The sequence below is a fragment of the Vibrio sp. MOR3 genome, from assembly GCF_001557775.1.
GTDB classification, from domain to species: Bacteria; Pseudomonadota; Gammaproteobacteria; order Enterobacterales; family Vibrionaceae; genus Vibrio; species Vibrio jasicida.
Map to the genome: position 1 here is coordinate 115,742 of NZ_LNRD01000005.1, position 26,954 is coordinate 142,695.

Here is a 26,954-nt window from a genome sequence, read left to right on the forward strand (position 1 = left end):
AGTGAGGTTAGAACATTGAGCGACCAATCAACCGTCGTCATTATTGAGGATGAATCTTCCATTGCAGAGAACCTGATTCATGTATTAGAGATGGATGGCTACCACGCAGAGTGGTTTGCAACGGCAGGAGAGGGCTTAGCCTTTTTGCAGCATAACTCCGCAGCGTTACTTGTGTTAGACGTAGGCTTACCGGATGGTAATGGTTTTGAATTGTGCAAAACCATCCGCGAGTTTTCTGATATTCCCATTATCTTTCTCACCGCAAGAAACGATGAAATTGACCGCGTAGTGGGCTTGGAGATTGGCGCGGATGATTACGTGACTAAGCCATTTAGCCCGCGTGAAATGCTGGCGCGCATTAAACTTCGAATCAAAGCTAAAGCGCCAATGATGGAGCACAAACCAGAGCCTGTGGTTGTTCCAGAACAACCTCACTTGAGCCATGATTTGGTTGCGCAAAACTTCGACTATGGTGTGGGTGGGCAAATGCTTGGGCTGACCGCGGTCGAATTTAAGATCCTCGATAAACTGATTTCTGTTTCTTCCAATGTATTGAGTCGAGAGCAGCTCATGGTCGCTGCAGATATGGCGCCAGAGGCTGCATACGAGCGCAATATCGATACCCACATCAAAGCTATTCGCCATAAGTTGAAGCCGTTTGAGATGTCTGAACGCATCTGTACCAAACGTGGCTTTGGTTACTTTTACTGCATTAAAGGTGAATGATGAATCGCTGGCCGAAGATCCCGCTTGGACTCAGACTGTTTTTTCTCTACTTCATCTTAGTCGGAATGACGGCTTACATGGTGAGCAAAACGGTCGTCCAAGAACTTAAGCCAACCGTGCGTCAAACCACCGAAGAAACGCTGGTGGATATGGCGAACTTACTCGCGGTATTGGCGGAAGAAGACGTCGCGAACGACAAGTTGTCTGAGAGTCGCTTCTCCAAACTATTAACGGCTTATGGACAGCGAGAGCCTCAAGCGCGCATTTGGGAAATTGGCAAAAAAGCGATTAATCATCGAATTTACATCACCGACAAACAAGGCATTGTGATTGCGGATTCTTGGCAGCAAGACGTAGGCAAAGACTACTCGCAATGGAACGATGTTTATCTCACGTTGCGTGGTCAATACGGCGCGCGCAGTACCATCGAAGACCCGAAAGATCCACTCTCAACCGTTATGCACGTTGCTGCGCCCATTTATCACAAAGGCGAAATCATTGGCAGCGTGACGGTGGCAAAATCCAATCGCTCAGTACAACCCTTCATCGATCTTTCTAAACGCAATGTGTTGTTTTGGATGGTGTGGATGAGTGGGTTAGTGCTGCTAGCAGGGGCATTGTTTGCTTGGCGAATTCACTCGGCACTGAACAAGCTAGAAGACTATGCGACCAAAATGGGTGAAGGCGAAAAGGTTTCTAAGCCGACATTTCGTATCTTCTACGAGTACGGCACGCTAAGCGACGCATTGGAGAAAATGCGCAATCAGCTCGATGGTAAACAATATGTGGAAGAGTACGTACAGACGCTGACTCATGAGCTGAAAAGTCCGTTATCAGCGATTAAAGGCGCGAGTGAAATATTGCAAATGCCGTTGCCTAAAGAAAAGGTCACACGCTTTGCTGGCAACATTGAGCGAGAAAGCGATCGCATGCAGTCATTGATTGATAAGCTGCTAGAACTGGCTCGTCTTGAAAAGCGCCCCGAGCTAGAGCAAGTCGAAGCTATCTCGCTAAAACAAATGGTCAATGAAGTGGTTGAATCGGCGGATGCGCGTTTGAGTGCTAAGTCGGTCACTGCCAACATCCAAATTGATGACCATCTCTCCGTGCTTGGTGATGCCTTCTTACTGAAACAAGCCGTTTTTAACTTGATGGACAATGCGCTGGATTTTGTTGATTCAGAGGGATGCATTGAATGGAAAGCGGAGGTCACAAAAGAGAAGGTGTGCTTGTCGATTTTCAATTCAGGTCCTCACATTCCCGACTACGCGATGTCGCGTTTGACCGAACGCTTCTACTCCCTCGCTCGGGAAAATGGCGTTAAGAGCACTGGGCTCGGGCTGAATTTTGTTGAGCAAGTGATCAAGCTGCACAAAGGTCAGTTGCAAGTAGAAAACGTCGATTCTGGCGTGAGAGTTACCCTGATTTTACCAACTCCATAGAAACTCCACATTAGCTCCATTCGTTCTCCAAATTGCTGATTTAGATTACTCCCATCAGCAAATGGAGAATGAAACATGAAAAAGATCCTCAATAACCAACTCGGCACGAAGTTCGCCTTCGTGCTGTTTTTGTTTGTCTTACTGCAAATCCCGCTTTCAATGGTCACAGGGTTGATCTCAGAACGCTCATATCGCCAAGATGAAGTCAGAAACGACATCGCACGCAGCAGCAGCGGCGAGCAGCGCATCATTGGTCCATTCATCATGGTTAACTACACCGAAACCAGTTACCGAGATGACAAAGTACAGATTAAAGAGCGTCGTAAATTTCTTTTACCTAGCACTTTTGATATGAGCGCGAATCTGGACAGTTTTGAAAAGTACCGAGGCATTTACCGTGCGCGTTTATACAAAGCACAAGTAGCACTGAAAGGCACTTTTGATGCAGACGATCTCGCGGCGTTGCAGGGACTTGATATTGAAAATATGAGCCTAGTGGTTGGCATTGAAGACAGCCGTGGATTGATTCGTTTGGATGACATGACCATGGCGAGCTCTGATATCGAAGTCGCACCGGGAACAGGGTTAGACCAGTTGCCACAAGGCTTCCATAGTGATCTGACACTTGCAGACCTAAACCCAGCACAACCTTTGGCTTTCGATCTTAACTTCTTGCTGCAAGGGATGGGTCAGCTTCAAGTCACACCAATCGGCAGTCAAACAACGGTTGAACTCTCTTCAACTTGGGCACATCCGAGCTTTATTGGTGATTACTTACCGGTGTCATCAGAGGTATCTGAAGATGGATTTAATGCACAATGGGCGAGCAATAACTTCTCTACCAATATCGCGCAGCTGTTCCAAAGCTGTTTGTCATCGAATCACGCTTGTCACGAGCTTGAACAGCGACAAATGGGCGTAGATTTGATTGATCCTGTGGACCACTATCTGAAATCTCACCGAGCTGTGAACTATTCACTGTTGGTTATCACATTAGTATTCGCGAGTTTCTTCTTGCTGGAGCTGTTCCAAGCGCGTCCGGTTCACCCAGTGCAATACGGTTTTATTGGTCTGGCTTTAGCACTTTTCTATCTATTGCTGATTTCGATGAGTGAACACCTCGGCTTTAACTGGGCGTATGTGGTGTCAGCAGTCGCATCGACGGGGCTTTTAAGTGTGTACGTGAGCGGTATGTTGAGCAACACCAAACACGGCGCGATATTCGGAGCGTGTTTGCTCACTCTCTACGGATTACTGTTTGGCTTGCTACAAGCAGAAAGCTACGCATTGGTTATGGGGACATTGCTGTGTTTCGCGATTTTGAGCTTCACTATGGTTATTACACGCAACATCGACTGGTACGCACGAAATAAGAAAGCAGAAGAAAGTGCAAAGGCGAATCATGAAGATGTTTAAGCGAGCAATTCTCACTGGGCAGCCAAGCAATATGGTGGAAGAAACGTGCGCTATCCACCTGCGATTTTCGGTAAAAAATGGACTGAAAAGCTTGGTGTGTTTTATCGCATTGGTCGTTATTGCACTCTATGTTCGAGACAGCTTTATTCGTCCGACATTTGGTGATGTTCTCGTTGTGGTTTGGCTCTACTACTTTCTTGCAAGTATGTTCTCTATGCCCGTTAACTGGCTGGTTTCATTGGTGGTGTTGATTGCGTTTGCTGTTGAGTTAGGGCAACTGCTTCAGGTCGCAGCTTGGCTTGGTATCGAATCTTCATCGCCTCTGGCTGTAATTTTTGGCGCCACATTTGATTGGAAAGATCTGCTGGCTTACTGCATCGGAGGTCTACTGTGTTGTTGGATGGAAAAGAAATGAAAACCGAGATGAAAGCCATCGCGCTTCCAAACCGACTCCGCTATTCCAAACGAGGTATTCGTAAGAGGCTCAAAATCAGTTTACTCAAGCGCGTGTACCTTTGGTCACTGACCAATAGAGAGCTGCTGTAAACCTCACCTCTTTATATGAAATACAAAAGGGAATCTTAAACTCACCGGCGCACAGGGTGAGTTAAGATTCCCTCTATTGTTAACTAAGAAGTCTACCTGCTACTTTTAACTAGCTTTCAAATGAAAGTTTATCGCCGAACGTCTCTTTCCAGTCTTTATCGAACTGTTCAACCGCAGGTTTTACTGCTGGATGTGCGAACATTTGTGCTGCCACATCGGTTGGCAATGTAATGGCTTCGATGCCCAGTTTCATCACCTCCATCGCTTGTTGAGTGTTCTTGAAGCTGGCTGCCAAAATCTTCGCTGGTAGTTGGTTTTGATCGAGCAACAATTGAAGATCCGCGACCACTTCAACACCGTTGCCGTTCATCGCATCAATGCGGTTTACGTAAGGTGCTAGGTAGTCTGCACCGCACAGTGCCGCTAGGAAACCCTGTTGAGCTGAATAGATAGCGGTAGCAAGAACCTGAATTCCCTCTTTTTTCATTAGCTTAATTGCTGCTAAGCCGGTTTCTGTTGCTGGCACTTTTACCACCATGTCGTAAGGCAATTCATTCAATTGGCGTGTTTCTGCCACCATACCTTCGACGGTTGAACTCACGACTTGAGCGTGAAAGCGAGGTGCACCGCCAAGTGCTTCTTGCATGCCTGCTAGGGTTTCATTCAGTCCTTGTTTTGACTTCGCCAAAATGCTTGGGTTTGTCGTCACGCCTTTTAGCGGTAGGCACTGGTTAAAGCGTTTTACTTCTGCCACATCAGCAGTATCTAAATAAAGTTCAATCATGGTTTCTACCTTAAACAAAATCTTCGTTTTGATGATGGGATCACTATAGATCTGACAATCGAACGAGATCTTGATTTTGATCAATTGAAATTTCATTTGAAACTATAATAATTTCATTAAATGAAAGCTAAGTGAAACTTGTAAATGCTCAAATGAAGCTTTCAGTTCGAACAAAGAAAAGCCGTTCATAAGACTTAACCAGCACAAAAAGAAACGAATTAAGTAAAAGCGGTAGCACAGACCAAGAGGCAAGCAGAGATGTATTTCAATATTCAACGATTCTCTACCCATGATGGCGATGGCATTCGTTCCATTCTTTTTCTTAAAGGATGCAGCTTGTCTTGCCCTTGGTGTCAAAACCCAGAAAGCCGCAGCGAAAAGCATTCACTGTTGTTTGATCAGCGAAGCTGCATGGAAGATTGCCAGCTGTGCGTTTCTGCTTATCAAGCCACAACTCAATCTACAGCGGATAGTGAAACGGTGGGTGATGGTATTCAACGTATCGATAACCAGATCATCATTAATCGCAAAGCCATCAAAGAAGACCAACTGATCGCGCTGCGAGACGTCTGTCCTACGCAAGCACTGACCGTCTGCGGTGAAGAGGCGAAATCAGACATGCTGTTCGACACCTTAATGAAAGACAAACCTTTCTATGACCAAAGCCAAGGTGGCGTGACCTTCTCCGGTGGTGAGCCTCTCATGCAAGCGGATTTAGTGGCAGAACTCGCACAGCGTCTGCATGACAACCAAGTCTCTACCGCCATTGAGTCGTGCATGCATGTGCCGTGGAAGAACGTCGAAAAAGCCGCGCCGCATATTGATTGCTGGTTGGCGGATTTAAAACACACCGATGAAGAAAAGTTTCTTAGTTGGGCGAAAGGTTCACTAAAACGCATCAAAGACAATTTCCGAAAACTGGCACCTATCGCGAAACGCATTGTGATTCGCGTTCCCGTTGTGCCGGGGTTCAATGACACCATCGAAGAGTTGAAAGACATCATCGATTTTGCGGCTTCACTAGAAAGCTGCCAAGAACTTCACTTGCTGCCGTACCACACGCTCGGCATCAATAAATACCGTTTGCTCAATATGCCTTACGAGTGTTCTGACAAGCCATTAAACAAACCAGAACTGCTAGAAAGCGCCATGCAATACGCAAGCGAAAACACCCAACTTAACGTGATTGTCAGAGGTTAACTATGGACCTGAATTACCTTCCTGAGCGTATCAAAGCGCACAAATCGGCACTGGTAAATATCGTAACGCCACCTGTCTGTACCGAGCGTGCAGAGGCATACACTCGTGCTTATCAAGCAAACGAAGACAAACCTGTGATTGTCCAACGTGCGCTAGCACTGCAAGAGCATTTACGCACTCGTACGATTTGGATTAAACACGATGAGTTGATCGTCGGTAACCAAGCGAGCAAAGTGCGCGCTGCGCCTATTTTCCCAGAATACACTGTACGTTGGATTGAAGCGGAAATTGATGAGCTAGCCGACCGTCCTGGTGCAGGCTTTGCTGTCACTGAAGAAGATAAGCAAAACATCCACAGCATCACACCGTACTGGCGCGGTAAAACCGTTCAAGACCGTTGTTATGGCTTGTTTACTGATGAGCAGCAAGAAATCTTAGCCAGCACCATCATTAAAGCCGAAGGCAACATGACTTCGGGTGACGCGCACCTTGCGGTGGATAACGAGAAAATCTTGAAGCTAGGCATGAACGGCTTGTTAGAAGATGTTCGTCAGCACCGTGCTAACAATGATGTTTCGACCTTTGAAGGCTTGAAGAAAGAGCAGTTCTACAAATCGGTCGAAATTGTACTGCTTGCCATTCAAGACCACATGGTGAGCTACGCTGAATTGGCGGCAAAAATGGCGTTAGAAGAGACACGCCCGCTGCGCAAAGCTGAGTTAGAAAGCATTGCGGCAAACTGTCGTCATGTCGCGAGCCACACGCCAGAAAACTTTTGGCAAGCACTGCAATTAAGCTACTTCGTTCAGTTGATGCTACAAATCGAATCGAACGGTCACTCGGTTTCTTTTGGTCGTATGGACCAATTCCTCAACGAATTTTATGTTCGCGATATCGAAAACGGCACGATTGAGAAAGACTTCGCACTAGAGCTTTTACAAAGCTGCTGGTTGAAGCTACTTGAAGTAAACAAGATTCGCTCTGGCGCGCACTCGAAAGCCTCCGCAGGTTCTCCGTTGTATCAAAACGTGTGTATCGGCGGTCAGAAGTTGAATGAAAAGGGTGAGCCTGAAGACGCAGTGAATCCTCTTTCTTGGGCGATTCTGGAATCTTGTGGTCAGTTACGTTCGACGCAACCTAACTTGAGTGTGCGTTACCATGAAGGTTTAAACCAAGAGTTCTTAATGGGCTGTATTGAAGTGATTAAATGCGGCTTCGGTATGCCAGCGTTCAACAACGATGAGATTGTTATTCCTGAATTCATCAAGCTTGGTGTAGAGAAAGAAGACGCTTACAACTACGCATCTATCGGCTGTATCGAGACCGCAGTTCCGGGCAAATGGGGTTACCGTTGTACGGGCATGAGCTTCATTAACTTCGCCCGTATCTTGCTAGCTTCATTGAACGAAGGTGTGGATGCAACAACGGGTAAAGCTTTCTTGCCACACGATAAGTCATTAGCAAAAGGCAACTTTGAGAACTTTGAGCAAGTGACCGCTTCTTGGGCAGAGCAAATCCGCTACTACACCCGTAAATCGATTGAGATTGATACTGTAGTCGACAGCGTACTTGAACAGCAAGCTCAAGACATTTTCTGTTCAACGCTGGTGGATGACTGTTTGGCTCGCGGTAAAACCGTGAAAGAAGGTGGCGCGAAATACGATTGGGTATCTGGTTTGCAAGTCGGTATCGCGAACTTGGGTAACAGCCTAGCTGCCATCAAGCACCTTGTTTTCGATGACGCGCAGATTACTCAGCCTGAGCTAGCAAAAGCATTGGCAGAAGATTTCGATGGCATGGAGAACGAACAGTTTCGCCAACGTCTTATCAACTTTGCACCAAAATACGGTAACGATGATGACGCAGTAGACCAACTACTGGCAGACGCTTACCAAGTGTACATTGATGAGCTAGAGCAGTTCGTTAATACGCGTCATGGGCGTGGTCCAATTGGCGGCGGTTACTACGCAGGTACATCAAGTATCTCGGCAAACGTCCCATTTGGCGCTTCAACCATGGCAACGCCAGACGGTCGTAAAGCGAAAACGCCATTGGCAGAAGGTGCGAGCCCGTCATCTGGCTCAGACCGTTTAGGTCCAACAGCGGTATACAACTCGGTTGGTAAGATTCAAGCGAATAAGATCCTTGGTGGCGTGCTGCTTAACCAGAAGTTAAGCCCGGCAGCGGTTGAGTCTGAAGGGGATAAGCTCAAGCTTTCTATGTTGATTCGCACCTTCTTCAACCACCACAAAGGTTGGCACGTGCAGTACAACATCGTCTCTCGCGAGACCTTGTTAGCTGCGAAGAAGAACCCTGAACAATATCGTGACCTTGTTGTGCGAGTTGCAGGCTACTCGGCCTTCTTCACTGCACTATCACCAGATGCGCAAGACGACATCATCGCACGTACTGAGCACGAGCTGTAAGTACACCAGTTTGAGACGTTTATACGTCTTGGCAGAAGCGCCTAAGCATGCTGTGCGGAACTTAAAAGCTCGCGAGGCGCTTAAAGTGACATATTAGTAAACGCGTTAGAGCGTCACAAAGGCACCGATTGGTGCCTTTTTCTATTTGAGCTGTATCGTGTTTAGTTGCATAACTGATTGATTAATTGGGTGGTTTAAATAGGGTGGAAGAAAATTAAAAAGAAGGGTAGAAGAACGGATGTTTTTACTCATCGCAATACTTGCAGGGGTAGCGGCGTTAATTTGGTTTTATCGAGAAGGGCAAGTCATTGGCTTGAACCGGATCCTCGGCATACTTTATTTTATTACTTATGCTGTGGTGTATTTGTACGTTCCACCATTTCTCGAAATGGGGCATCAATACATTAGCAAAATCTACGAGCTGATCCCCATCGCCTGCCTTTACGGCATTTTGTACCCAGATCCTGAGGAAGCAACGACTGAACAGAAGGCGATAACCTTTTTTTCATGGTGTGGCTTGATCTTTATCAGCTGTTTCTTGTTGTATTTCAAAATGAATGTCTGGTGAGAAACTAAACACTAAGTGCAAGGAAGATAAATGATTTATGAATTATTTATCCTGTTGATTTTGTGAGAAGGATTATTGAGGTGTTGAATTAAAACTGCCAGAATCCAATATTCGATGCTGATTATTCATTTGGCGTCATTGGTTGTCATTTAAAAACAGAGAAAAATATGTTTAAAAAAGCACTCGTTCTGGCTCTTCCGGTTGTATTAGCAGGTTGTTCTGCTCCTAAATTCACTGCTGAGCCTATTGCACAGTCGAATCAAAGCAAAGAAATCACTATCGTAAAAGATGATGCGACAAGGGAAGTGTTCATGGATTCGTTGCAAGAATGGTGCTTAGACACAGCACGTAAATGTACTGTTGTAAGTGACGGTACAGCGCCTAAGACAGACGAACTGACGTTAACTTATGTTTCACGTTGGAGTTGGGATTTGAGAACGTTTATCGCTGATGCAAAAATTAACGCTTACAAGAATGATCAGAAAGTCGGCCACGTTGAATTTAAAGCGTCCAACAATGGTAATTTAGACAAATTTGGTGACGATACAAAGCGTATTGAATCGATGATTCAAATTCTATTTGGTGAGCAAACTATTAGTGACGCTCAGCAAAAAATTAAATCTGGCGAAATCTAAGCACACAGTTTAAAAATGTAAGAGCATCGATACTCTAGTAAAGCTCAAAAGTAATGTTTTTCTTTTGAGCTTTATTTTTTATGTCATTTAAGGCGCATATGAAATAAGCCTGAATAAGTGGAATGATATGGAAATAGCTAAAGCTAATCTCAGCCATTTTGAAGCGTTTGAGCAGTATGTTGAAAAGTGTGCTCAGGCGGGAATGGAAATGTACGTCGCCGCCCAACGCGACAGTGACGCGCTGCTGAAAAAACGAATTGGATACGCGAAAGGCGAAGGTTTGCCGGAAGGTTGGACGCCGTCTTCGACTTACTTTTGTATCAAGGAGGGGATGATACTTGGTTCGATTCGAGTTCGTAACGGTAATAACGACTACCTTGAAAATGTGATTGGGCACATTGGTTACGAAACCGCGCCAGATGCTCAAGGCAAAGGCATCGCCACATTTATGTTGAACTGGGTGAAAGCTGAGGTTCTTGAAGGCAGCGCAATCGTCACTTGTGACGTGAACAATATCGCATCAAGACGCGTGATCGAAAAAGCGGGTGGCGAGTTCCTCAATACGTTTTATTCAGAACAAGATCAATACGAAGTGCGCCGCTATCGATTGTCGGCAGAGTAAACTCATTGAGATGAACAAACGCCCTCGTGACTGAGGGCGTTTGTTATTGAGAATGTTCCATTCTGAAGTGAGAACCTAGAACTCTTCTTCTTCAAAGCGTCCTGTGTTCTCTAGCCATAAACCATTGATGACACCAAAGGCGCAGGCGAGTAACACGCCAAGTACCCAACACATGTACCACATACATGCCTCCTTAATAGAGCGATGAGCTGTTGCTGCGGATGTAGTTGTTATCCAAACGTCCGAACATTTTGTAGTAACACCATGCGGTGTAGCCCAGAATCACAGGTACAACGATGATGGCAACGATAGAGATAATGCCGAGCGTTTTTTCACTCGATGTGGCATCCCATAACGTTAAGCTGTGCGATGGGTTGATGCTTGATGGCATGATCATCGGGAATAACGTGACGCCTGCGGTTAAGATGATGCAAGCGATCGCAATACTCGACATAGTAAACGCCACCCCAGCGCGGCGAGAGACCGTTGCCCAAAAGCACACGAGTAAGCTCGTTACCGCAGTGAATGGAATCAACCAAAGTTGCGGCATTTCGCTGAAGTTATGCAATAAATCACCCGCAATGCTCACCACTTGTTTGTTGAGTGGGTTTGAAATGCCATCTTTAAGCATTGCGCCTATGATGATGTAACCCGATTGCGATGCCGCGAACAAACCGCCAAACATAAACAGCAACATGGTTGCCCCCGCGCCCCACAACGTGATGTTTTGTGCTCGAGTGCGTAGCTCATGTTTGGTTTTCATTTGAAGGAAAGCAGCACCTTGTGTCACCACCATGGTTAAGCTCACCAAGCCACACAGAATTGGGAATGGAGTTAGCAAGTCAAAGAATCCACCTTGATAATCGAGCATCAGCAAGTTGTTTAACTCGAACGGCACACCGACTAACAAGTTACCGAAGCCAACCCCAAAGATAATCGGTGGAATCACACCGCTGATGAACAAGGCGATATCACATGCGTTGCGCCATTGCGGATTATCGATTTTAGCTCGGTAATCCATACCGATAGGACGCAACCAAAGGGATGCGAGCACCAACAGCATGGCAATGTAGAAGCCGGAAAACGCTGCGGCGTATACCAAGGGCCATATCGCAAAGATGGCACCACCTGCGGTAATTAGCCAAACTTGGTTGCCGTCCCAGTGTGGCGCGATAGCGTTAAGCATTACGCGACGTTCGAGGTTCTTTTTCCCCATAACTGGGAGCAGCGCGGCCACCCCCATATCGAATCCGTCAGTGATGGTGAAACCAATCAACAGCACACCAACGATCGCCCAAGTAAATAGGCGTAGGTTTTCGTAATCAAACATAGTGCCTCCTTAGTGCTGATCAATCAGTTTGAATGTGTCGGATTGTTTGTCTTTTTCGTTGTTCTCTTCATGGTGATAGCGACCCGTTTTAAGCACGCTTGGTCCACGTTTGGCAAACTTCACCATCAAGAACATTTCTACAATCAAGAACGCTGTGTAGAGCACATAAATAAAGCCGAGCGAAATCCAAATGTCACTTGGTGCGAGGTTAGATACTGCCATATTGACTGGAAGCACCTCACCAATTGCCCATGGCTGACGTCCGTATTCGGCAACGAACCAACCTGCTTCACAAGCTATGAAAGGCAATGGAATCGCCCATAGTGCCGCTCTCAATAACCAAGGGCTCGAACCTAATTTTCTGCGGCAGACTTGGACGAAAGACAAACCGATAATGGCGAACATTAATACCCCACACGCCACCATGATTCGGAAGCTCCAGAACAGTGGTGCTACTTGAGGAATCGTGTCTTGCGCCGCTTGCTTGATTTGGCTTTCGGTCGCGTCGGTGACGTTATCGGTGTATTTCTTCAAGAGCAGACCGTAGCCGAGGTCTTTCTTCATCTCATCGAATTGAGCGATGTTTTCAGGGCTGTCGTTACCTGCGCGAAGTTCCTCTAGCATGCCGTAAGCTTGGATACCATCGCGGATACGATCTTCGTTCTGCGCCATCAGATCGCGTAAGCCCATCACTGGTTCATCCAGCGAGCGAGTTGCGATGAGCCCCATTAGGTATGGAATCTTAATGGCGTAGTCGGTTTCCATGGTTTCTTGGTTTGGTAAGCCAAATAGCGTGAATGAGGCGGGTGCTTCTTCCGTGTGCCATTCGGACTCAATTGCCGCGAGTTTTACCTGTTGCACGTCGCCAAGCTCGTAACCCGATTCATCACCCAGCATCAATGTCGACACAATCGCCGCCATACCAAATGCGGACGCCACCGCAAACGAACGGCGAGCGAACGAGATATCTCGACCTTTGAGTAAGTAGTAAGCACTGATGCCCATCACAAACAAAGCACCTGTGGTGTAACCGGCAGCCACGGTATGAACAAACTTCACTTGCGTGACAGGGTTAAACACCACATCAGCAAAGTTGATCATCTCCATTCTCATGGTCTGGTAATTAAATTCTGCGCCGACTGGGTTTTGCATCCAGCCATTCGCCATCAAAATCCACAACCCAGAGAAGTTAGAACCTAGCGCTGTCAGCCAAGTGACCGACAAGTGCTGGCGTTTTGATAATCGATCCCAACCGAAGAAGAACATGCCGACTAAGGTGGATTCGAGGAAGAAGGCAATCAAAGCTTCGATGGCAAGCGGCGCCCCGAAAATATCGCCCACATAGTGAGAGTAATACGCCCAGTTGGTACCAAATTGAAACTCCATGGTAAGACCGGTCGCGACGCCCACGGCGAAGTTAATCCCGAATAACTTACCCCAGAACTTGGTCATGTCTTTGTAGATGGTTTTTCCCGTCATGACGTACAAAGACTCCATAACGGCCAGCAAGAAAGACAAACCTATGGTCAGTGGGACGAATATAAAGTGATAGAGTGCGGTACTAGCGAACTGAAACCGCGACAGATCAACGACATCTGCAAACATAAGGACTCCTTCCCGCTACCAGAGTAGCGGGTTAGATAAGGTTATTATTAGTCTGTTTAATTAAGCGTTAAAGCTTGATGCGCTTGAGTTACGCTTTTGCTGGTGTGCGAGAGAAAGGTTTTCTCAACCAGTAATCCAAGCTTACGTAGCGACCACCTCCGTAGAAGAACAGCACCAGCAACATCACAAAGTAGGTCGCTGCGAACTCCATACCGTTGTTGAGCATTACTGGGTCACCCAATTCGGTGATGTAGTTGTATCGACCTGGGAAGTTGGTTGCTAACCATTCAATAAAGCCGTTCAAACGTACCGTTGCCTCCATGCCGCCAGTGGCGATGGCATCCCAACCGTGTTTCCAGTGCACCATTGCGCTCGCAACACTCATCAAGAAAATCATCGGAATCGACATCACTCGGGTAAACAAACCCAATGCGATACAAATACAGCCAAGCACTTCCGTACCTGCGGCAAGAAACGCTAACAACTCGGGAAATGGTAAGTTCAAACCACCATCTGCGGTGGACGCGCCAAACCACGCGACGGTGCCAGAGAAACCCAGCACCTTAGAGCGAGCGCCAACAAAAATGACCGGAATGAGGTAGAGACGAATCGCAAGTAACGCTAAGTAATCGTATCTTTTGCATTTCTCGACGAGACCGTCGAACCAATTGAGGGCTGACTTAATCATAATTTTTCTCCTGAAGGGCGGACGCTGACGAGTCCTAGTTCACTGAAGTGTTGAGCCCACTCCATGAAACTGAATCTGGCGAGTTGCTGAGCAATCATTTGTTGTAGTTGCGCCAGAGTCAGGTTTGGTTGCTGTTGTAATAGCTGAATCAATGCGACATCCACTTCTCTGAGCTTTTGCGATATCACATGATGCTGTGAGTTCCGAAACACGCCATAAAACACAGGGTGACGGCTGTCAGTTAAGAAGGTCACGGAGTCTTGATGCAGCAAGAAAGGCACTTCGACCAGCTTTAATGTTGGGTTGAGTTGCAGCACTTGATTCTCTTCGAATATCGGATTCGAGGGTGAATTGAATGCCGCGACTAAGGTGTCAATTTCTACATTGAACGCCACCCATTCATATTCCAATAACGCCTTCTGATCGGCAGAGATGGAGCTGGAATCTTGATGCGCTTTCTGCTGCAAAAACTGAACAAACTCGGTGGCAATATGATGAAACTCAGGCTCGGACGCGCCATGCATCACCACAAAGTCATCCACCATGCGTTCAAGTTGTTCATCAGCGAACTGCGAAGAAAATAGAGGGAACGTATTCGCAACGACACCCAAGATGTTGTCGCGGATAAATTCGCTATATCGACACAGCGCATGCTGATTCATAGGCGTGCGAATTAGAGCCGTTAGGGACTCGGTTTGCGCGCGCATTTTGCTCGGAGGATTAAGCATTGAGCACCTCCTTACACAACACTTCGAGTGTTTGACTGAAATCCAAGATCTCGCCATGAATGCTGCGAAGCTCTTCAGCCAGAACAAGCAACGACGGCACATTGTGGTCGCGCTCAAGCAGTAAAGGTTTGCTGCCATGCACCGAGTAGGTGTAACGAGCCAGATCAATCACTTCATCAGGCACTGGCTTTCCATGGGTATCGAGCAAGAAGTCATCACGCTCTTTCAAGTGACCCGCAATGTGGTAATAACGAATCGCGTCGCTTGGTAAAGTACTCAGCATGTCGTAAGGGCAGAAATGATGATTTCGGCTGTTGACGAACACATTGTTGATGTCGATAAGCAGCTCACATCCACTGCGGTCACTCACTTCAGCGATAAACTCGCCCTCTGGCATTTCATGTCCGTAATCGTGGTAGTAAGAGATATTCTCTAACGCCAATGGACGCTGAATAATGTCTTGCACGCGTTGAATGCGTTCGACCAAATACGGAATGTTCTCTTTATGTCGAGGGATCGGAAGCAGTTCATACAAATAGCCCTGATTGTCTCTAGAGAAACTCAGATGTTCGCTATAGATGTCGATATTAAATTCATCGAGAAAGCGTGCGACGTCTCGTACAAAAGACTCGTTTAACGGTTGGCAATCACCAATCGATAAGCTCAAGCCATGAGCGACAAGCGGATAATATTTCGCAATGTCTTGCAGCTGTTCACGTTTCAAGCCGCCAATATTCATCCAGTTTTCCGGTGCCAATTCGAGGAAATCGATATCTGGGTGCTCGGGCAACTGACACAGCAAATCAACGTGTTCGCTGCGCAGCCCAATCCCTTTTGATGTATCGGTTATTGTCCGCATACCCCACCTGTGATTTTGCTTTTGGTTAATTTGATGGTTTCAGCCGAAGGGTTAATGCCCTCGCCAGTCACGCCACATTTGCCGTCACGAGCGCGTACCAAACGGCCTTGCGGATCATCTTTTAACTCTTGTTTCTCAAAGCGTTTCTCTGTACCACATTTACCAGCCGCACACTTACCGCCATGTTGAGAGCTGGATTGAGCCTCTACGGGAGCTTCGGTGGGTGCATCGGCAAACGCCATGCCTGAGTTCAAAGTAATGACAGACGTCATCGCGATAGATAGAGCGAGTTTATTGTTCATGAGACATCTCCTTCGCTGCGCTCATTGGGTAGCTAGATAAGTCGTGACCAGCGATAACTTGACCGCGGTAGTACTCTTTAACGATCTTGATGGAAGCGGGTTTGAGTTTTAAACCTAAGCCCATCCAGTGGTTAAGCACCAAGAGTTTTGGATTTACTTCTGCGGCGATCTTGCCGACAACCGATGGCTTAGCGTGCATGAATGACGAGACTTCGTCGGCTTCTTCATGAATGGCTAGTGGCATCAATAAAATGTCCGCACCTTTAGCAAAGTCGATGAAGTCAGGGTTACTGCCGTTTTGGTCGGCGGAAATCACCATCACGCCTTCGGCACTTTCGATTCGGAAAGCGAGACAAGGTACGTCGCCGTGTGGGATGCCGAGAGCGTAAATGGTCAACCCATCTTGCTCGTACACCTTGGTGCCTTGGGAAGTTTTGTATGGCACATCAGTAATGGTGACTGGGAACAAGCCATCGCTGCCATCAAACAAACCGTTCAGATATGCGTAAGCACCTTCATCACCGTCGAAAAGCGCTTTCATATAACCGGTTAAGCTAGGAAATGCAGAGCCTGCTTCTGGGCCTGCGATATCGAGGGGATCTTGACGATCAAAGAAGTAGCCACCTTTTAATAAGGCAGGAACGTCAGCGACGTGGTCGGTGTGAAAGTGGCTTAAACCAAGGAAGTCTAAGTCTTCCAGTTTGCCGCCCGCTTGACCAAAACGCAGATAGACACCGCCACCGGCATCGATCATCACGCGTGATTTTCCTTTCCACCAAATCAGTTCACCAGACGAGGCACGCAGGTCATCAGAGATTGGTCCGCCGGAGCCGAGTAGCTGCAAAGTAAAATCTTTTTCGAGCGGTTCGACAGTTAATGCGTAACAGTTAGCTGCACCTAAGGATAACCCTAGAGCCAGCACTAACGCTTTTAAAGGCTGTTTCATATTGAATACCTATGAGTTTGATTTTTCTTATTTATTTTCTTTGGGTGAGCATCCAAAGAAGTGTTGAAGAGGCAGGAAAAACGATTTGTTTTTGATGTCCGTCAAAGCACGGGAATAAGATATCCAATATGAATGGTTAATTATATCTAGTAATTTTAAAGTTTCGTTCAGGTAAATTGAACGTTATTGGTTTGAGCTGAACAAGCATCAGAATGTAAAAAGGCACCGCGAAGGGTGCCTTTTGTTTGTGTTTTGCAAGAACAATCAGGGCATGCATTGTCGTTTTACCATGAAACCGATAAGCTGTTTGGCATCTTGCCAAAATAGCAGTATTAGGAAGCGCATCATGGATCTCGATATCTACCAAGTGGACTCTTTCACCACCGAACCTTTCAAAGGAAACCCTGCAGGAGTCTGCCTCTCACAAGAACCGTTACCAGAAGCATTGATGTTCTCTATCGCTGAAGAAATGGCGGTATCAGAAACCGCTTTTCTCTGTTTGAAAGACATGCGACTGCGTTGGTTCACACCTAAAGTAGAAGTGGCGCTATGTGGTCATGGCACATTAGCCACAGCGCAAATCTTAAAAGAACAAGGATTGGCGAAGGTTGGCGATACCATTGCCTTTCAAACTCTCTCTGGTGAGCTTCATGCAAAAGTAAACGAGTCGACAATTGAGCTCGATTTTCCTTCGACTCATCTTGAAATGGATGTTGAGCAAGATGCTACGTTACTAGCGGCGCTTGGATTGAAAGCGGAGCAGGTGGTTTCTTACGCTCAGTTTGATAGCAAGGGCTTTATTGAAGTCGACAGTGAACAAACCGTGTTGGAACTCGAGCCTAACTTTGATGCATTAAAGAACATTCAAGGGCGCGGCGTGGTGGTCACTGCTCAATCGAACTCCCCAGACCTCGACTTTATCTCGCGCTATTTCGCTCCTTGGGTAGGCGTGAACGAAGATCCTGTTACAGGCTCAGCCCATTGCGCACTGACTCAGTTTTGGGCGCAGAAGCTCGGTCAAAATCAGTTTAGAGCTTATCAAGCCTCAGCGCGTGGCGGCCACTTACAAACCGAGTTGTTAGAAAACGGACGCATTAAACTGATTGGCTCCGCAAAGACGGTAATCAGCGGAAAACTCAAGGTATAACGCGATGAAACAATCCATTATCCATATTGCTTTGGTCGTAAAAGACTACGATGAAGCGATTGATTTCTATGTGAATAAGCTGAAGTTTGAGCTGGTGGAAGATACTTACCAACCAGAGCAAGACAAGCGTTGGGTTGTGGTTTCTCCACTGGGTTCTAATGGTGTGACATTATTGCTAGCCAAAGCGTCTAAGCCAGAGCAGCATGACTTCATCGGTAATCAAACCGGTGGACGTGTGTTCCTATTTTTGAATACCGATGACTTCTGGCGTGACTACAATCGAATGGTAGAGCAGGGCATTAAGTTTGTTCGCCCGCCAGCGGAGCAAGACTACGGCACAGTCGCTGTATTTGAAGATCTCTATGGCAACCTGTGGGATTTGCTAGAAATGAGTCCAAGCCACCCAATGGCTGCGCGTTCATAGATTCATACTAATTGATATTAACAGCGTCTTTCGGGGCGCTTTTTTGTTTCATGTGTCCGCCTCTTGCATTTCTTTCTTCTTCTCCTATTTCGCTTCACTTTGCCTATCAGCTTCATTCTCAAAATGATAATGATAAAAATATTTAAATAAGATTTTGTTTTTTAAGGGTTTAAACTCGGCACTATATTTGCGTTATCCCCCTTACAACCAACGATTCAGTTGACGAGGGGAATAATATGAAAACAAGGAAAATGTTCGTGCTAACGTGTTGTTGTGCATCTGCGTCAGCATACGCACTTACTACCAGTGATTTGACATATGAATCTGGCAGCGATAGCTCAAACTACTCGCTAAAAGGCAAGCCGAATAATATGTATTCTATTTCTGGGACATTGCCACAAGATACACTCAGTAATGTTTATTCAATGCTGCCAGAAGGTACAGCCGTCAACAATGCCTTTATCGCACCAGAGCGTTACTCGAACATCGATATTGACGATGAACTCGATGGAGCCCCTTATGCGACCGCCTCAATTACGTTTCTGAATGAAGGGGCTGGTTATAGAAATGCATTAGGGTACTTCGTTTACGACACTGATAATCCACCGTCAAACAAAGACGAAGTTAACGCACATGTGATTGTATTCCCTAATGCTTCCAAGGCACCAGATGGTGAGATGGCTGAAGGTGATACGATTGACCTCAATGTGCAGTTGACAGCAGGTCAAACATTGGCGTTTTTCGTTATCCCAAATGGATGGGGAGCCAGTACTTACAACAATATTTTGAATTTAGGTCCTTGGAACACGCCTTTCTATAGTTATTCGAACCTTAACCCTGAATCAACAGCGCTCTATCGTAGACATAATGTTGCGTTTATCGATACGCAAAACGAGTTTCTTGTGTTGGGGTTCGAGGATCTTCTTCGCCCCTATGGTGACAATGACTTTAACGACTTACTGTTTACCGTTGATGTTTCACCATTCTCCGCAGTAGACGGTGTAAACCCGGATGGAACGACGGATTCTAAATACGAAGTGCTGGTACAAGAAAACGACCCAGATGTTACCGTTACTTCTGTTTATCCAAGTTCTAATTCTTATGCGACCATGGCCTTTGAAGATCGCTGGCCATTAATGGGCGATTACGATTTTAACGATGTGGTGTGGCGCTACCGCGTGACTGAACTGTTGAATGGTCAACGTGAACTGAAAACCATCACCGTGGATTACACCTTACAGGCAATGGGAGCAGGGTTTTCAAACGGCTTTGCTGTAAAACTGCCGAATGTTGACCCGACAAACGTTGCTTCTGTTACGCTCACGAAAAATGGGCAGGCGGTTGAACATACGGTCTTACAATCTGGTAGTGAAACGATTCTTGTGGTTTCAGAAGATCTACGAGCAGAGTTGGAATCGCTTGGCGTGCTCAGTGAGACTTGTACTTATTACCGAACGCAAAGTGGTTGTTTGAACCAACAAGCTGCTGAGCTCCTCGCATACCAACTTGTTGTTGAGTTAACCACTCCTGTGGAGAGAGATTTGGTTGGCTATCCACCTTATGACTCTTTCATTTTTGCGGCTGAAAATACCTACCATGGCGACTTTGTGGCGACATTCCCTGGTATGACATGGCAAACGCACTTTAAGTCGTTCTCCGGTACTGCTGAGATGAACAATGCAATATTCAATATGCATGATGACGATACGGGTGGTTCGGAATACTTCCTGACCGATAACAACATGCCTTGGGCGATCAACATTCGTGCTGAGTGGGAGCATCCTATCGAACTTATGGACATCAGCCATGCTTATACCGGTTTTCCAGCGTGGGTATCGAGCAATGGTGAAACGGATACCAGTTGGTATAGCACGCCAGTAAGCGGAAAAACCATTTCAGTAGCGGAATAATAAGGAGCTTCACATGAAAATTTCAACAAAACTGCTGACCATCATGTTCGTTCCTGTGTTTATTGTCGCTTGTGGTGGTGGAGGCGGCGGTGGTGGTGGTTCTTCAACGCCTGCACCAACGCCCACTGTTGAAACCATCGATAACACTCAAGATATTGTGGCGGAACGTGATTTTTCATTTGATGTCGGAGAAACCATTACTATATCGATGAACTATCAAGGTTCTGCGGATGGCGCTTTACACCTTTACACCAAAGCGGCATTTACCACAGAAAATGGTGTGGTCGTGGCCGATCCAATGTCGCGCATTACCACCATTTATCCAACACGAACCAGCGAAGTGGAGTTAGAGGTAAATGGTAACTGGAGCCAGTTGTATGCTCAGTGGGTACCCATGAGTGCGAATGAATCAGAGAAGAATTGGGTCGTATCATTAAATCAGTCCAACAATAATTACCACATCGACTTTTAATAGTGATGAGTAGAAAAAACGAAAGCGCGGCAAATGTCGCGCTTTTTGTTTTTCGAAAAATTCGGCGCAATATGAATGTGACCTATATCACCTTATGAATGAATCATATAGAATGGCGGCCACATTCAATATGACCTTTTTTAACAGTATCTCGAAAGTAAATTAAGAGCTTGTTATTAAAAGAAATTTACTTCGAGGGCACTGCTATCATTAGTACAAACAACATCACCATGCAATTTGGTGCCGAGCCATTGTTCGAAAACATTTCCGCTAAATTTGGCAACGGTAACCGTTATGGCCTGATTGGCGCGAACGGTTGTGGCAAATCTACGTTCATGAAAATCCTGAGTGGCGCGCTCATGCCAAGTTCAGGCAACGTTTCTATTACTCCAGGATTAAAACTTGGCGTATTGAGCCAAGATCAGTTTGCGTTTGAACAATACAGCGTGATTGACGCCGTGATCATGGGTGATCGCAAATTGTGGGAAGTGAAACAAGAACGTGACCGCATCTATTCATTATCAGAAATGAGTGAAGAAGACGGCATGAAAGTCGCTGAGCTTGAAAGCGAGTTCGCAGAAATGGACGGCTATACAGCAGAAAGTCGTGCTGGCGATATTTTGCTGCAAGCGGGTATTGAAGAAGGCCTGCATTTTGGTTTGATGCAACAAGTTGCTCCGGGCTGGAAACTGCGCGTGCTTTTGGCGCAAGCTCTGTTTGCTAACCCGGATATTTTGTTGCTCGACGAACCAACCAACAACTTGGACATTCATACCATCAACTGGTTGGCAGAAGAGTTGAACCAACGTAAGTGTACAATGATCATCATCTCGCACGACCGTCACTTCCTAAACTCTGTGTGTACTCACATGGCAGATATCGATTACGGCGAACTGCGAATTTACCCTGGTAACTATGAATACTTCCTTGAGGCATCTGGTCTTCGTCGTGAACAGCTATTGGCTTCTAACGCGAAGAAAACCGCTGAAATCAACGAACTTCAAGATTTCGTAAACCGTTTTGGTGCGAACGCATCGAAGGCGAAACAAGCCAGTTCGCGCGCTAAAAAGATGGATAAAATCCAACTCGACGAAGTGAAAGCAAGTAGCCGTGTTAGCCCATCGATTGATTTCGGTGAGGGTAAAAAACTGCATCGTTTAGCCTTGGAACTGCAAGACCTTGGTCACTCGTTTGGTGATGAACTGTTGTTTGAAAAAGGCAATTTGTTACTTGAAGCGGGCACTCGCCTTGCGATCATCGGTGAAAACGGTGTGGGTAAAACGACCTTGCTGCGTTGCCTAGTGAACGAGTTAGAGCAAACTCAGGGCGTAGTAAAATGGTCTGAAAACGCTTCGATTGGTTACTGTCCACAGGACAGCAGTGCAGACTTCGATAATGATCTGACCATCTTTGAGTGGATCTCTCAGTGGCGTACCGTGAAGCACAATGACCTAATGGTGCGTGGCATTCTGGGTCGCTTGTTGTTTACCGCTGATGATGCCAACAAAAAAGCGAAAAACTGCTCGGGTGGTGAGAAGAACCGCCTTCTGTTTGGTAAACTAATGATGCAAGACATCAACGTTCTGGTGATGGATGAGCCAACCAACCACATGGATATGGAAGCGATTGAAGCGTTAAACAGCGCATTAAAAGACTACACTGGCACTTTGATTTTTGTCAGTCATGACCGTGAGTTCGTATCGTCATTGGCGACGTCGATCATTGATGTGAAAGACAAACAGTTAGTGAGTTTCCAAGGTACGTTCGAAGAGTACATGGCACATCAGCAAAAAGTGTTGAGTGCCGCGTAACCAACGTAGCTAAGCCATATAATTGTGAACAAGCCAAGAAGGTATACCTGTTAAACAGAACTTTGATGGCTTGTTCACTATGATGAATTAATCTAAACCTGATAGAGGTAAGGTAGTGAGTACCATGCTCGCTACCCATAATTAAGGAGCCGTTCATGAGCCATGAATTTATGACCGACGAAGAACGTATTGAACTGCAGAAGAACAACCCACTGCACGGTCTAAAATTGGAAGACATGTTGCAACAGCTTGTTGACCATTACGGTTGGGAAATCCTCGACACAGCAATGCGTATGAACTGTTTCAACACCAAGCCAAGCATTGCGAGCAGTGTTAAATACCTGAAGAAAACAGAATGGGCTCGCGAGCGTGTAGAAAACTTCTATCTATACCGTTACAAGCGCATGCCAAAGGCGTCTGAATACGAGTACAACCTGCCACCACGTGCACGTACTTTCCGTCATGGATTGGAGCCGCGTGAGCCAATGGAACTGACGGTTGAATCGATCCTGGCTTCACAAGCGAAGGCAGCATCTGCCCACAAAGAGCGTTCGTCTAAACAGCGTACAGATCGCGCTCGTTTTAACAACCGCCGTCGATAAACTTTCAGTTCTCTTGTTCTGTAGTCATCAGGTACAAGAATGATTTTGATGAAAAGCCAAACTATTTAGTTTGGCTTTTTTATTGCCTTTTCTTTGGCTAAATATTTTGCTCAAGACCCTAGCTTGATAATCGAAGAGTACATCTGCTGCGGATCTGACTGACGGTTGAATCGCGCTTGGAAGCTCTCCACCACATAATCAATAAAGGCTCGTAATTTTTGCGATTGCTCTTTGTGGTAAGGGTAAACGATGTACAGCGCGTGCTTTTCCATCTGCCACTCAGGGGTAATCTCGACCAATTCACCTGAAGCTAACTGAGGTTCGACAAAGAAATCTGGTAGTAATGCGACACCGAGTCCGGCGCATGCCGCTTGGGTAAGCGCAAGACCACTGTTGACCATATAAACACAAGGCGGAATCGCAACATCTAAAATCTGATTGCCGTTATTAAAAGTCCAACGACGTGATGCCGATGACAGGCTGTAACTCAGTAGGCGATGATTTACCACATCACTAGGCGAGAGGAAGGGCGCAGATGCTTCCAAGTAATTAGGAGAGGCACAAAGCACACGCCGAATGTCTAACAGCTTTCTCGAACGTAAAGTTGAATTTCCAAGCTCTTCTCCACCACGAATGGCGATATCAACCCCTTGTTCAATCAAATCGAGGTGCTCGTCGCTCATGATTACCTCTATGGAAAGTTCTGGATGCAGCTTCATAAACTCGCAAATGATAGGGTTTAGTTCAATCAACCCTAATGACATCGGCATGCTGACTTTTAGCGTGCCCTTTAATGTGTGCGAAGACTCAATCACTGAACGATCGGCATTGTTGAGTGCATCGAGAACCTGACACACTTGCTGATAATAGAGCTGACCATTATCGGTAATGTGTAAATTGCGGGTAGTGCGGTTAATCAAAGGGCTTTTCAAATAGCTCTCTAATTCATTGATGTTCTTACTTATTGCGGCTTTTGAGAGGTTTAAATCTTCTGCAGCTGCGACGAAGCTGCCTAGCTCCACGACTCGACGAAATACGGTTAATGCTCTGATCTTATCCATGTAATTGCTACCTTGAACTTATTATTGTTCACTATTGGTGAACTATATAGACACTATTATAGAGTTTATTCACGGTTTGGAGTTAATTAATATCACCTCATTCAATGAGTGCCCGCTGAGTAGGGGCAAGTGTAACTAGGATTCCACTATGAAAAAGATCGTCGCATTTACTGGTAGCAACAACAGTCACTCAATCCACAGCCTATTGGTTCAAGCATTAGCAAACCAAGCTACCCAAACAGAAGTAAACACAATTGACCTAAACGATTTTGAATTGCCAATGTACGGTTTGGACGTTGAAGGTCAGGGCATCCCAGAAAACGCACACAAACTGCGTGCGACGTTAAACGAATACGATGCGATCATCATTGCATCACCAGAGCACAACGGCTCAATGCCAGCATTCCTGAAAAATGCGATCGATTGGCTATCACGCGTTGCGCCTCAAGGTACGTCTTTCTTTGGCGACACTAAGAAACCAGTTCTGCTAGTGAGCACATCTCCAGGTGCAAACGGCGGCGCGACAAATATCAAAACCATGGCTGAGTTGATGCCTTGGTGGGGCGGTGATGTAAAAGGCACTTACAGCTTGGGCGGTTTCTACGACAAGTTCCAAGAGGGTGAATTTGATACAGCGACCTCGGCGGAATTGAGTGAGCTAATGGCCTCTTTCGAACATGCTATTAATTAGTTTGATTATATTTCTATACAAACTATTAAATCACTAACCTAGTTGCTAGTGAATTTTTAATAACAACTAGGTCATTCCTTACAATTATTGCTTTTTAATTGCGAAATTAAATCTTACTGTAAATTTATAGTAAGTTGTGTTTTGTTGTCTGTGAATATAAAAATAATATAAAGGTTTATATTATGAGTACTATTAAATATCCCATATTATTTCTAAGTTTTTTTGCCTCTCTTCCTGCTGTCTCTCAAGAAAATAAAGATGAAAAACTGCAAGATATGTCTGATCCACTTGCGGTATATACACAAGCTGGTTTTGGCATCAGTGATAAAGGCATTAATATTAAAGTCGGCCAAGCCTATGATTCAAATAAGCCAAATACGCTTGCTATGAATGTTATTGAAGTGAAGGGGATCGGTGGTGACTTATTAGGTATAAGAGACAACGATGAACCACTCTACAAAAGTGTAGACGATAGCATTGACTCACTTCGTCTTCGTAACTTTCAATCTGACTTAACAACAGGTCGAGGCCGCCAAATTGATATCAATTATGACGTTGATAACGACAGACTTGACGCTTCTTACAGTTATGTTCAATCGCTTCCCAAGTTTGGCATAGTGCAGCTTTTTCCTCTAGGTGGTGTTGGCGTGACTGTCGCGAACGATTATAGCGGAGAAGATAATGGTTACGAAATTCCGGGCACGTTTATGGTGGTTGGCATGTACTCTAAAATCGACATCACAGATAAAATCTGGATTAATTATAACCCAATGTACATGCATACATTATCTGGTTCGAGTGAGTATAAAGATAACTATTATGCAGAAGAGAAGGATATTCTAACCCATGAGTTTACGCTCTCTTATCAATTAAATAAAAGATCGAATATTCGTTATTATGCAAACTGGAGTGAAAACGTTGATTTTAATGATGGTGATCATCGTATTGAATACAACTATCAATTTTAATTACTAGTTTTTATTGGTAACGATGTTAAAGTGATTATTGAAGTAAATATCTAGTTATGGATATTCTCTTTTTATCACTAATGTTATTACTTGGGCTGTACGCTAGGATAGAAATCCAAACAACGCTCTGTAAGCCACTGCATAACAGGACCTGATTCTTTTGCTTTGCCTGTCACACGGTCAATTTGTAAAAGCCAATCTTTTTCTTCCCCTTGTAGCTTAAGGGGAACGATATCTAAGTGCTTTTGAAACAGGTGGTCAGGTATCAAGCTCCAATTATTATTCAGTTTAATCAACTCTACTAGGGATTCTAAATCATTCACTTTGGTTAGTGAATTCGATAAGTTTGCGTTGTAGTGAGCAGGGTGGTCTTTTAATACGATTTGCCGATACGCCTTAAGCGCTTCAAAAGAAACGGATTCCTCAGCCAATAACGGGTGTGATTGATGTACAGCGATAGAAAACGGCACATAGCCAATCGAACCTAGAATCACGTTCTTAGGCTGTGTACTGCTCCACAACATAAAACCGATATCCACTTCATTACTCGCGACAGCATCAGCAATGTCATTGTTTTTCAAGACATTGAGATTGAGCTCGGTGTGCGGAAATTGCTGATAAAACTCATCAATGACGCCAAAAAACTGCGGTGTTAGTAAAAGCGCATTAATTCCTATCGAGATCCTATCTTCTACTCCTACATTGAACGTTTGCAGCATATTTTGTATGTGTTGTGCATGCTCTAACAAGGAGATGGCTTGAGCATGCAGTCGCTCGCCTTGTGCCGTTAAGGTAGGCAATCGAGAAGTACGATCAAAAATGGTCAGTCCTGTGTCGATTTCCAAGTTTGAGATCGTAGTACTGACCGCAGATTGTGCTTTACCAAGCTTTCTTGCCGCCGCAGAAAACGAACCACATTCCACGCACATGACTAACGTTTCAAGTTGTTGAAGGTTGAACATAACGATGTATCTAATTTTTAGATGGTAGCTAACTATATCTTATAAAAACTTTAGATGAAAATCGCTCCATTAATCGTTAAGTA

General features: G+C 45.5%; 28 protein-coding genes. 17 read left to right on the forward strand and 11 right to left on the reverse strand.

All coding sequences use genetic code 11. From position 1 onward, the window contains the following. The first annotated feature begins 15 nt into the window (after positions 1 to 15). The 4 genes from ATB76_RS12350 to ATB76_RS12365 all read left to right on the forward strand — a co-directional run bounded on the left by ATB76_RS12350 (position 16) and on the right by ATB76_RS12365 (position 3,999). Entirely contained in the window at positions 16 to 726 is a 711-nt protein-coding gene (locus ATB76_RS12350; protein WP_061035329.1) for a response regulator, read from the forward strand. Next, positions 726 to 2,168, forward strand: coding sequence for a two-component system sensor histidine kinase CreC (gene creC, locus ATB76_RS12355; RefSeq protein WP_061035330.1), 1,443 nt, complete (start codon positions 726 to 728; stop codon positions 2,166 to 2,168). Before ATB76_RS12350 ends, creC begins: the two co-directional genes overlap by 1 nt. A gap of 75 nt (positions 2,169 to 2,243) precedes the next feature. Then, on the forward strand, positions 2,244 to 3,584 hold the full coding sequence (gene creD, locus ATB76_RS12360) for a cell envelope integrity protein CreD (RefSeq protein WP_061035331.1): 1,341 nt from the start codon (positions 2,244 to 2,246) through the stop codon (positions 3,582 to 3,584). Then, a complete protein-coding gene (locus tag ATB76_RS12365) occupies positions 3,571 to 3,999 on the forward strand; it encodes a DUF2809 domain-containing protein (RefSeq protein WP_061035332.1) in 429 nt (142 codons plus the stop codon). Before creD ends, ATB76_RS12365 begins: the two co-directional genes overlap by 14 nt. Before the next feature lie 240 nt (positions 4,000 to 4,239). On the opposite strand, the gene ATB76_RS12370 is transcribed toward ATB76_RS12365, so the two are convergent. Beyond that, positions 4,240 to 4,914 (reverse strand): fructose-6-phosphate aldolase, encoded by a 675-nt coding sequence (locus ATB76_RS12370; RefSeq protein WP_061035452.1) that lies wholly within the window; start codon positions 4,912 to 4,914, stop codon positions 4,240 to 4,242. A gap of 258 nt (positions 4,915 to 5,172) precedes the next feature. Here ATB76_RS12370 and ATB76_RS12375 point away from each other — a divergent pair, with 258 nt between their 5' ends. From ATB76_RS12375 to ATB76_RS12395, 5 genes are all read left to right on the forward strand, one after another. Continuing rightward, positions 5,173 to 6,114 carry a glycyl-radical enzyme activating protein gene (locus ATB76_RS12375; RefSeq protein WP_061035333.1) on the forward strand — a complete coding sequence of 314 codons (942 nt, stop codon included), beginning with the start codon at positions 5,173 to 5,175 and terminating at the stop codon, positions 6,112 to 6,114. Positions 6,115 to 6,116: 2 nt separating this feature from the next. Further along, entirely contained in the window at positions 6,117 to 8,540 is a 2,424-nt protein-coding gene (locus tag ATB76_RS12380) for a formate C-acetyltransferase/glycerol dehydratase family glycyl radical enzyme (RefSeq protein ID WP_061035334.1), read from the forward strand. A gap of 238 nt (positions 8,541 to 8,778) precedes the next feature. Then, a complete protein-coding gene (locus ATB76_RS12385) occupies positions 8,779 to 9,108 on the forward strand; it encodes a hypothetical protein (protein WP_061035335.1) in 330 nt (109 codons plus the stop codon). A 167-nt stretch (positions 9,109 to 9,275) separates the two neighbouring features. After that, positions 9,276 to 9,743: an Sbal_3080 family lipoprotein gene (locus ATB76_RS12390; RefSeq protein ID WP_039977538.1), complete on the forward strand. Its 468-nt coding sequence runs from the start codon at positions 9,276 to 9,278 to the stop codon at positions 9,741 to 9,743. A gap of 127 nt (positions 9,744 to 9,870) precedes the next feature. Then, positions 9,871 to 10,365, forward strand: coding sequence for a GNAT family N-acetyltransferase (locus ATB76_RS12395; RefSeq protein WP_042601982.1), 495 nt, complete (start codon positions 9,871 to 9,873; stop codon positions 10,363 to 10,365). A 75-nt stretch (positions 10,366 to 10,440) separates the two neighbouring features. Here ATB76_RS12395 and cydX read toward each other — a convergent pair whose 3' ends face one another. The 8 genes from cydX to ATB76_RS12430 all read right to left on the reverse strand — a co-directional run bounded on the left by cydX (position 10,441) and on the right by ATB76_RS12430 (position 16,823). After that, entirely contained in the window at positions 10,441 to 10,548 is a 108-nt protein-coding gene (gene cydX / locus ATB76_RS27215) for a cytochrome bd-I oxidase subunit CydX (RefSeq protein WP_010453186.1), read from the reverse strand. A gap of 10 nt (positions 10,549 to 10,558) precedes the next feature. Beyond that, a complete protein-coding gene (gene cydB / locus ATB76_RS12400; RefSeq protein WP_038869084.1) occupies positions 10,559 to 11,695 on the reverse strand; it encodes a cytochrome d ubiquinol oxidase subunit II in 1,137 nt (378 codons plus the stop codon). A 9-nt stretch (positions 11,696 to 11,704) separates the two neighbouring features. Then, positions 11,705 to 13,300 (reverse strand): cytochrome ubiquinol oxidase subunit I, encoded by a 1,596-nt coding sequence (locus tag ATB76_RS12405; protein WP_045421717.1) that lies wholly within the window; start codon positions 13,298 to 13,300, stop codon positions 11,705 to 11,707. 88 nt (positions 13,301 to 13,388) lie between these two features. Continuing rightward, positions 13,389 to 13,988: a DoxX family protein gene (locus ATB76_RS12410; protein WP_005429408.1), complete on the reverse strand. Its 600-nt coding sequence runs from the start codon at positions 13,986 to 13,988 to the stop codon at positions 13,389 to 13,391. Continuing rightward, positions 13,985 to 14,716, reverse strand: coding sequence for a putative DNA-binding domain-containing protein (locus tag ATB76_RS12415; RefSeq protein WP_061035336.1), 732 nt, complete (start codon positions 14,714 to 14,716; stop codon positions 13,985 to 13,987). Before ATB76_RS12415 ends, ATB76_RS12410 begins: the two co-directional genes overlap by 4 nt. Further along, positions 14,709 to 15,575 carry a DUF692 domain-containing protein gene (locus tag ATB76_RS12420; protein ID WP_010453176.1) on the reverse strand — a complete coding sequence of 289 codons (867 nt, stop codon included), beginning with the start codon at positions 15,573 to 15,575 and terminating at the stop codon, positions 14,709 to 14,711. The genes ATB76_RS12415 and ATB76_RS12420 overlap by 8 nt, the downstream gene beginning before the upstream one ends. Next, a complete protein-coding gene (locus ATB76_RS12425) occupies positions 15,563 to 15,877 on the reverse strand; it encodes a hypothetical protein (protein WP_005436274.1) in 315 nt (104 codons plus the stop codon). The genes ATB76_RS12420 and ATB76_RS12425 overlap by 13 nt, the downstream gene beginning before the upstream one ends. After that, positions 15,867 to 16,823, reverse strand: coding sequence for an MBL fold metallo-hydrolase (locus ATB76_RS12430; RefSeq protein WP_061035337.1), 957 nt, complete (start codon positions 16,821 to 16,823; stop codon positions 15,867 to 15,869). Before ATB76_RS12430 ends, ATB76_RS12425 begins: the two co-directional genes overlap by 11 nt. A 346-nt stretch (positions 16,824 to 17,169) precedes the next feature. Between ATB76_RS12430 and ATB76_RS12440 the strand changes: the two genes are divergently transcribed. The 6 genes from ATB76_RS12440 (at position 17,170) to ATB76_RS12465 (ending at position 23,189) form a co-directional block, all read left to right on the forward strand. After that, a complete protein-coding gene (locus ATB76_RS12440) occupies positions 17,170 to 17,970 on the forward strand; it encodes a PhzF family phenazine biosynthesis protein (RefSeq protein ID WP_061035339.1) in 801 nt (266 codons plus the stop codon). A 4-nt stretch (positions 17,971 to 17,974) separates the two neighbouring features. Next, on the forward strand, positions 17,975 to 18,394 hold the full coding sequence (locus ATB76_RS12445; protein ID WP_061035340.1) for a VOC family protein: 420 nt from the start codon (positions 17,975 to 17,977) through the stop codon (positions 18,392 to 18,394). 236 nt (positions 18,395 to 18,630) lie between these two features. Further along, positions 18,631 to 20,304, forward strand: a complete 1,674-nt coding sequence (locus ATB76_RS12450) for an LruC domain-containing protein (RefSeq protein ID WP_038869095.1) — start codon at positions 18,631 to 18,633, stop codon at positions 20,302 to 20,304. Between the two features lie 13 nt (positions 20,305 to 20,317). Next, on the forward strand, positions 20,318 to 20,776 hold the full coding sequence (locus ATB76_RS12455) for a hypothetical protein (RefSeq protein WP_061035341.1): 459 nt from the start codon (positions 20,318 to 20,320) through the stop codon (positions 20,774 to 20,776). 206 nt (positions 20,777 to 20,982) lie between these two features. After that, positions 20,983 to 22,587: an ABC-F family ATPase gene (locus ATB76_RS12460; protein ID WP_081094911.1), complete on the forward strand. Its 1,605-nt coding sequence runs from the start codon at positions 20,983 to 20,985 to the stop codon at positions 22,585 to 22,587. A 170-nt stretch (positions 22,588 to 22,757) separates the two neighbouring features. Beyond that, complete coding sequence (locus ATB76_RS12465) at positions 22,758 to 23,189, forward strand: VF530 family DNA-binding protein (protein WP_038869186.1); 432 nt, start codon at positions 22,758 to 22,760, stop codon at positions 23,187 to 23,189. 110 nt (positions 23,190 to 23,299) lie between these two features. Here the strand turns inward: ATB76_RS12465 and ATB76_RS12470 are convergent, their stop codons facing one another. Next, positions 23,300 to 24,250, reverse strand: coding sequence for a LysR family transcriptional regulator (locus ATB76_RS12470; RefSeq protein WP_061035342.1), 951 nt, complete (start codon positions 24,248 to 24,250; stop codon positions 23,300 to 23,302). Positions 24,251 to 24,398: 148 nt separating this feature from the next. Here ATB76_RS12470 and ATB76_RS12475 point away from each other — a divergent pair, with 148 nt between their 5' ends. Together ATB76_RS12475 and ATB76_RS12480 are read left to right on the forward strand one after the other, a co-directional pair. Continuing rightward, positions 24,399 to 24,941, forward strand: a complete 543-nt coding sequence (locus ATB76_RS12475) for an NADPH-dependent FMN reductase (protein ID WP_038869100.1) — start codon at positions 24,399 to 24,401, stop codon at positions 24,939 to 24,941. Positions 24,942 to 25,123: 182 nt separating this feature from the next. Further along, positions 25,124 to 25,909 (forward strand): hypothetical protein, encoded by a 786-nt coding sequence (locus ATB76_RS12480; RefSeq protein WP_061035343.1) that lies wholly within the window; start codon positions 25,124 to 25,126, stop codon positions 25,907 to 25,909. An 86-nt stretch (positions 25,910 to 25,995) separates the two neighbouring features. Here the strand turns inward: ATB76_RS12480 and ATB76_RS12485 are convergent, their stop codons facing one another. Further along, positions 25,996 to 26,871: a LysR family transcriptional regulator gene (locus ATB76_RS12485; protein WP_061035344.1), complete on the reverse strand. Its 876-nt coding sequence runs from the start codon at positions 26,869 to 26,871 to the stop codon at positions 25,996 to 25,998. Positions 26,872 to 26,954: the final 83 nt, after the last annotated feature.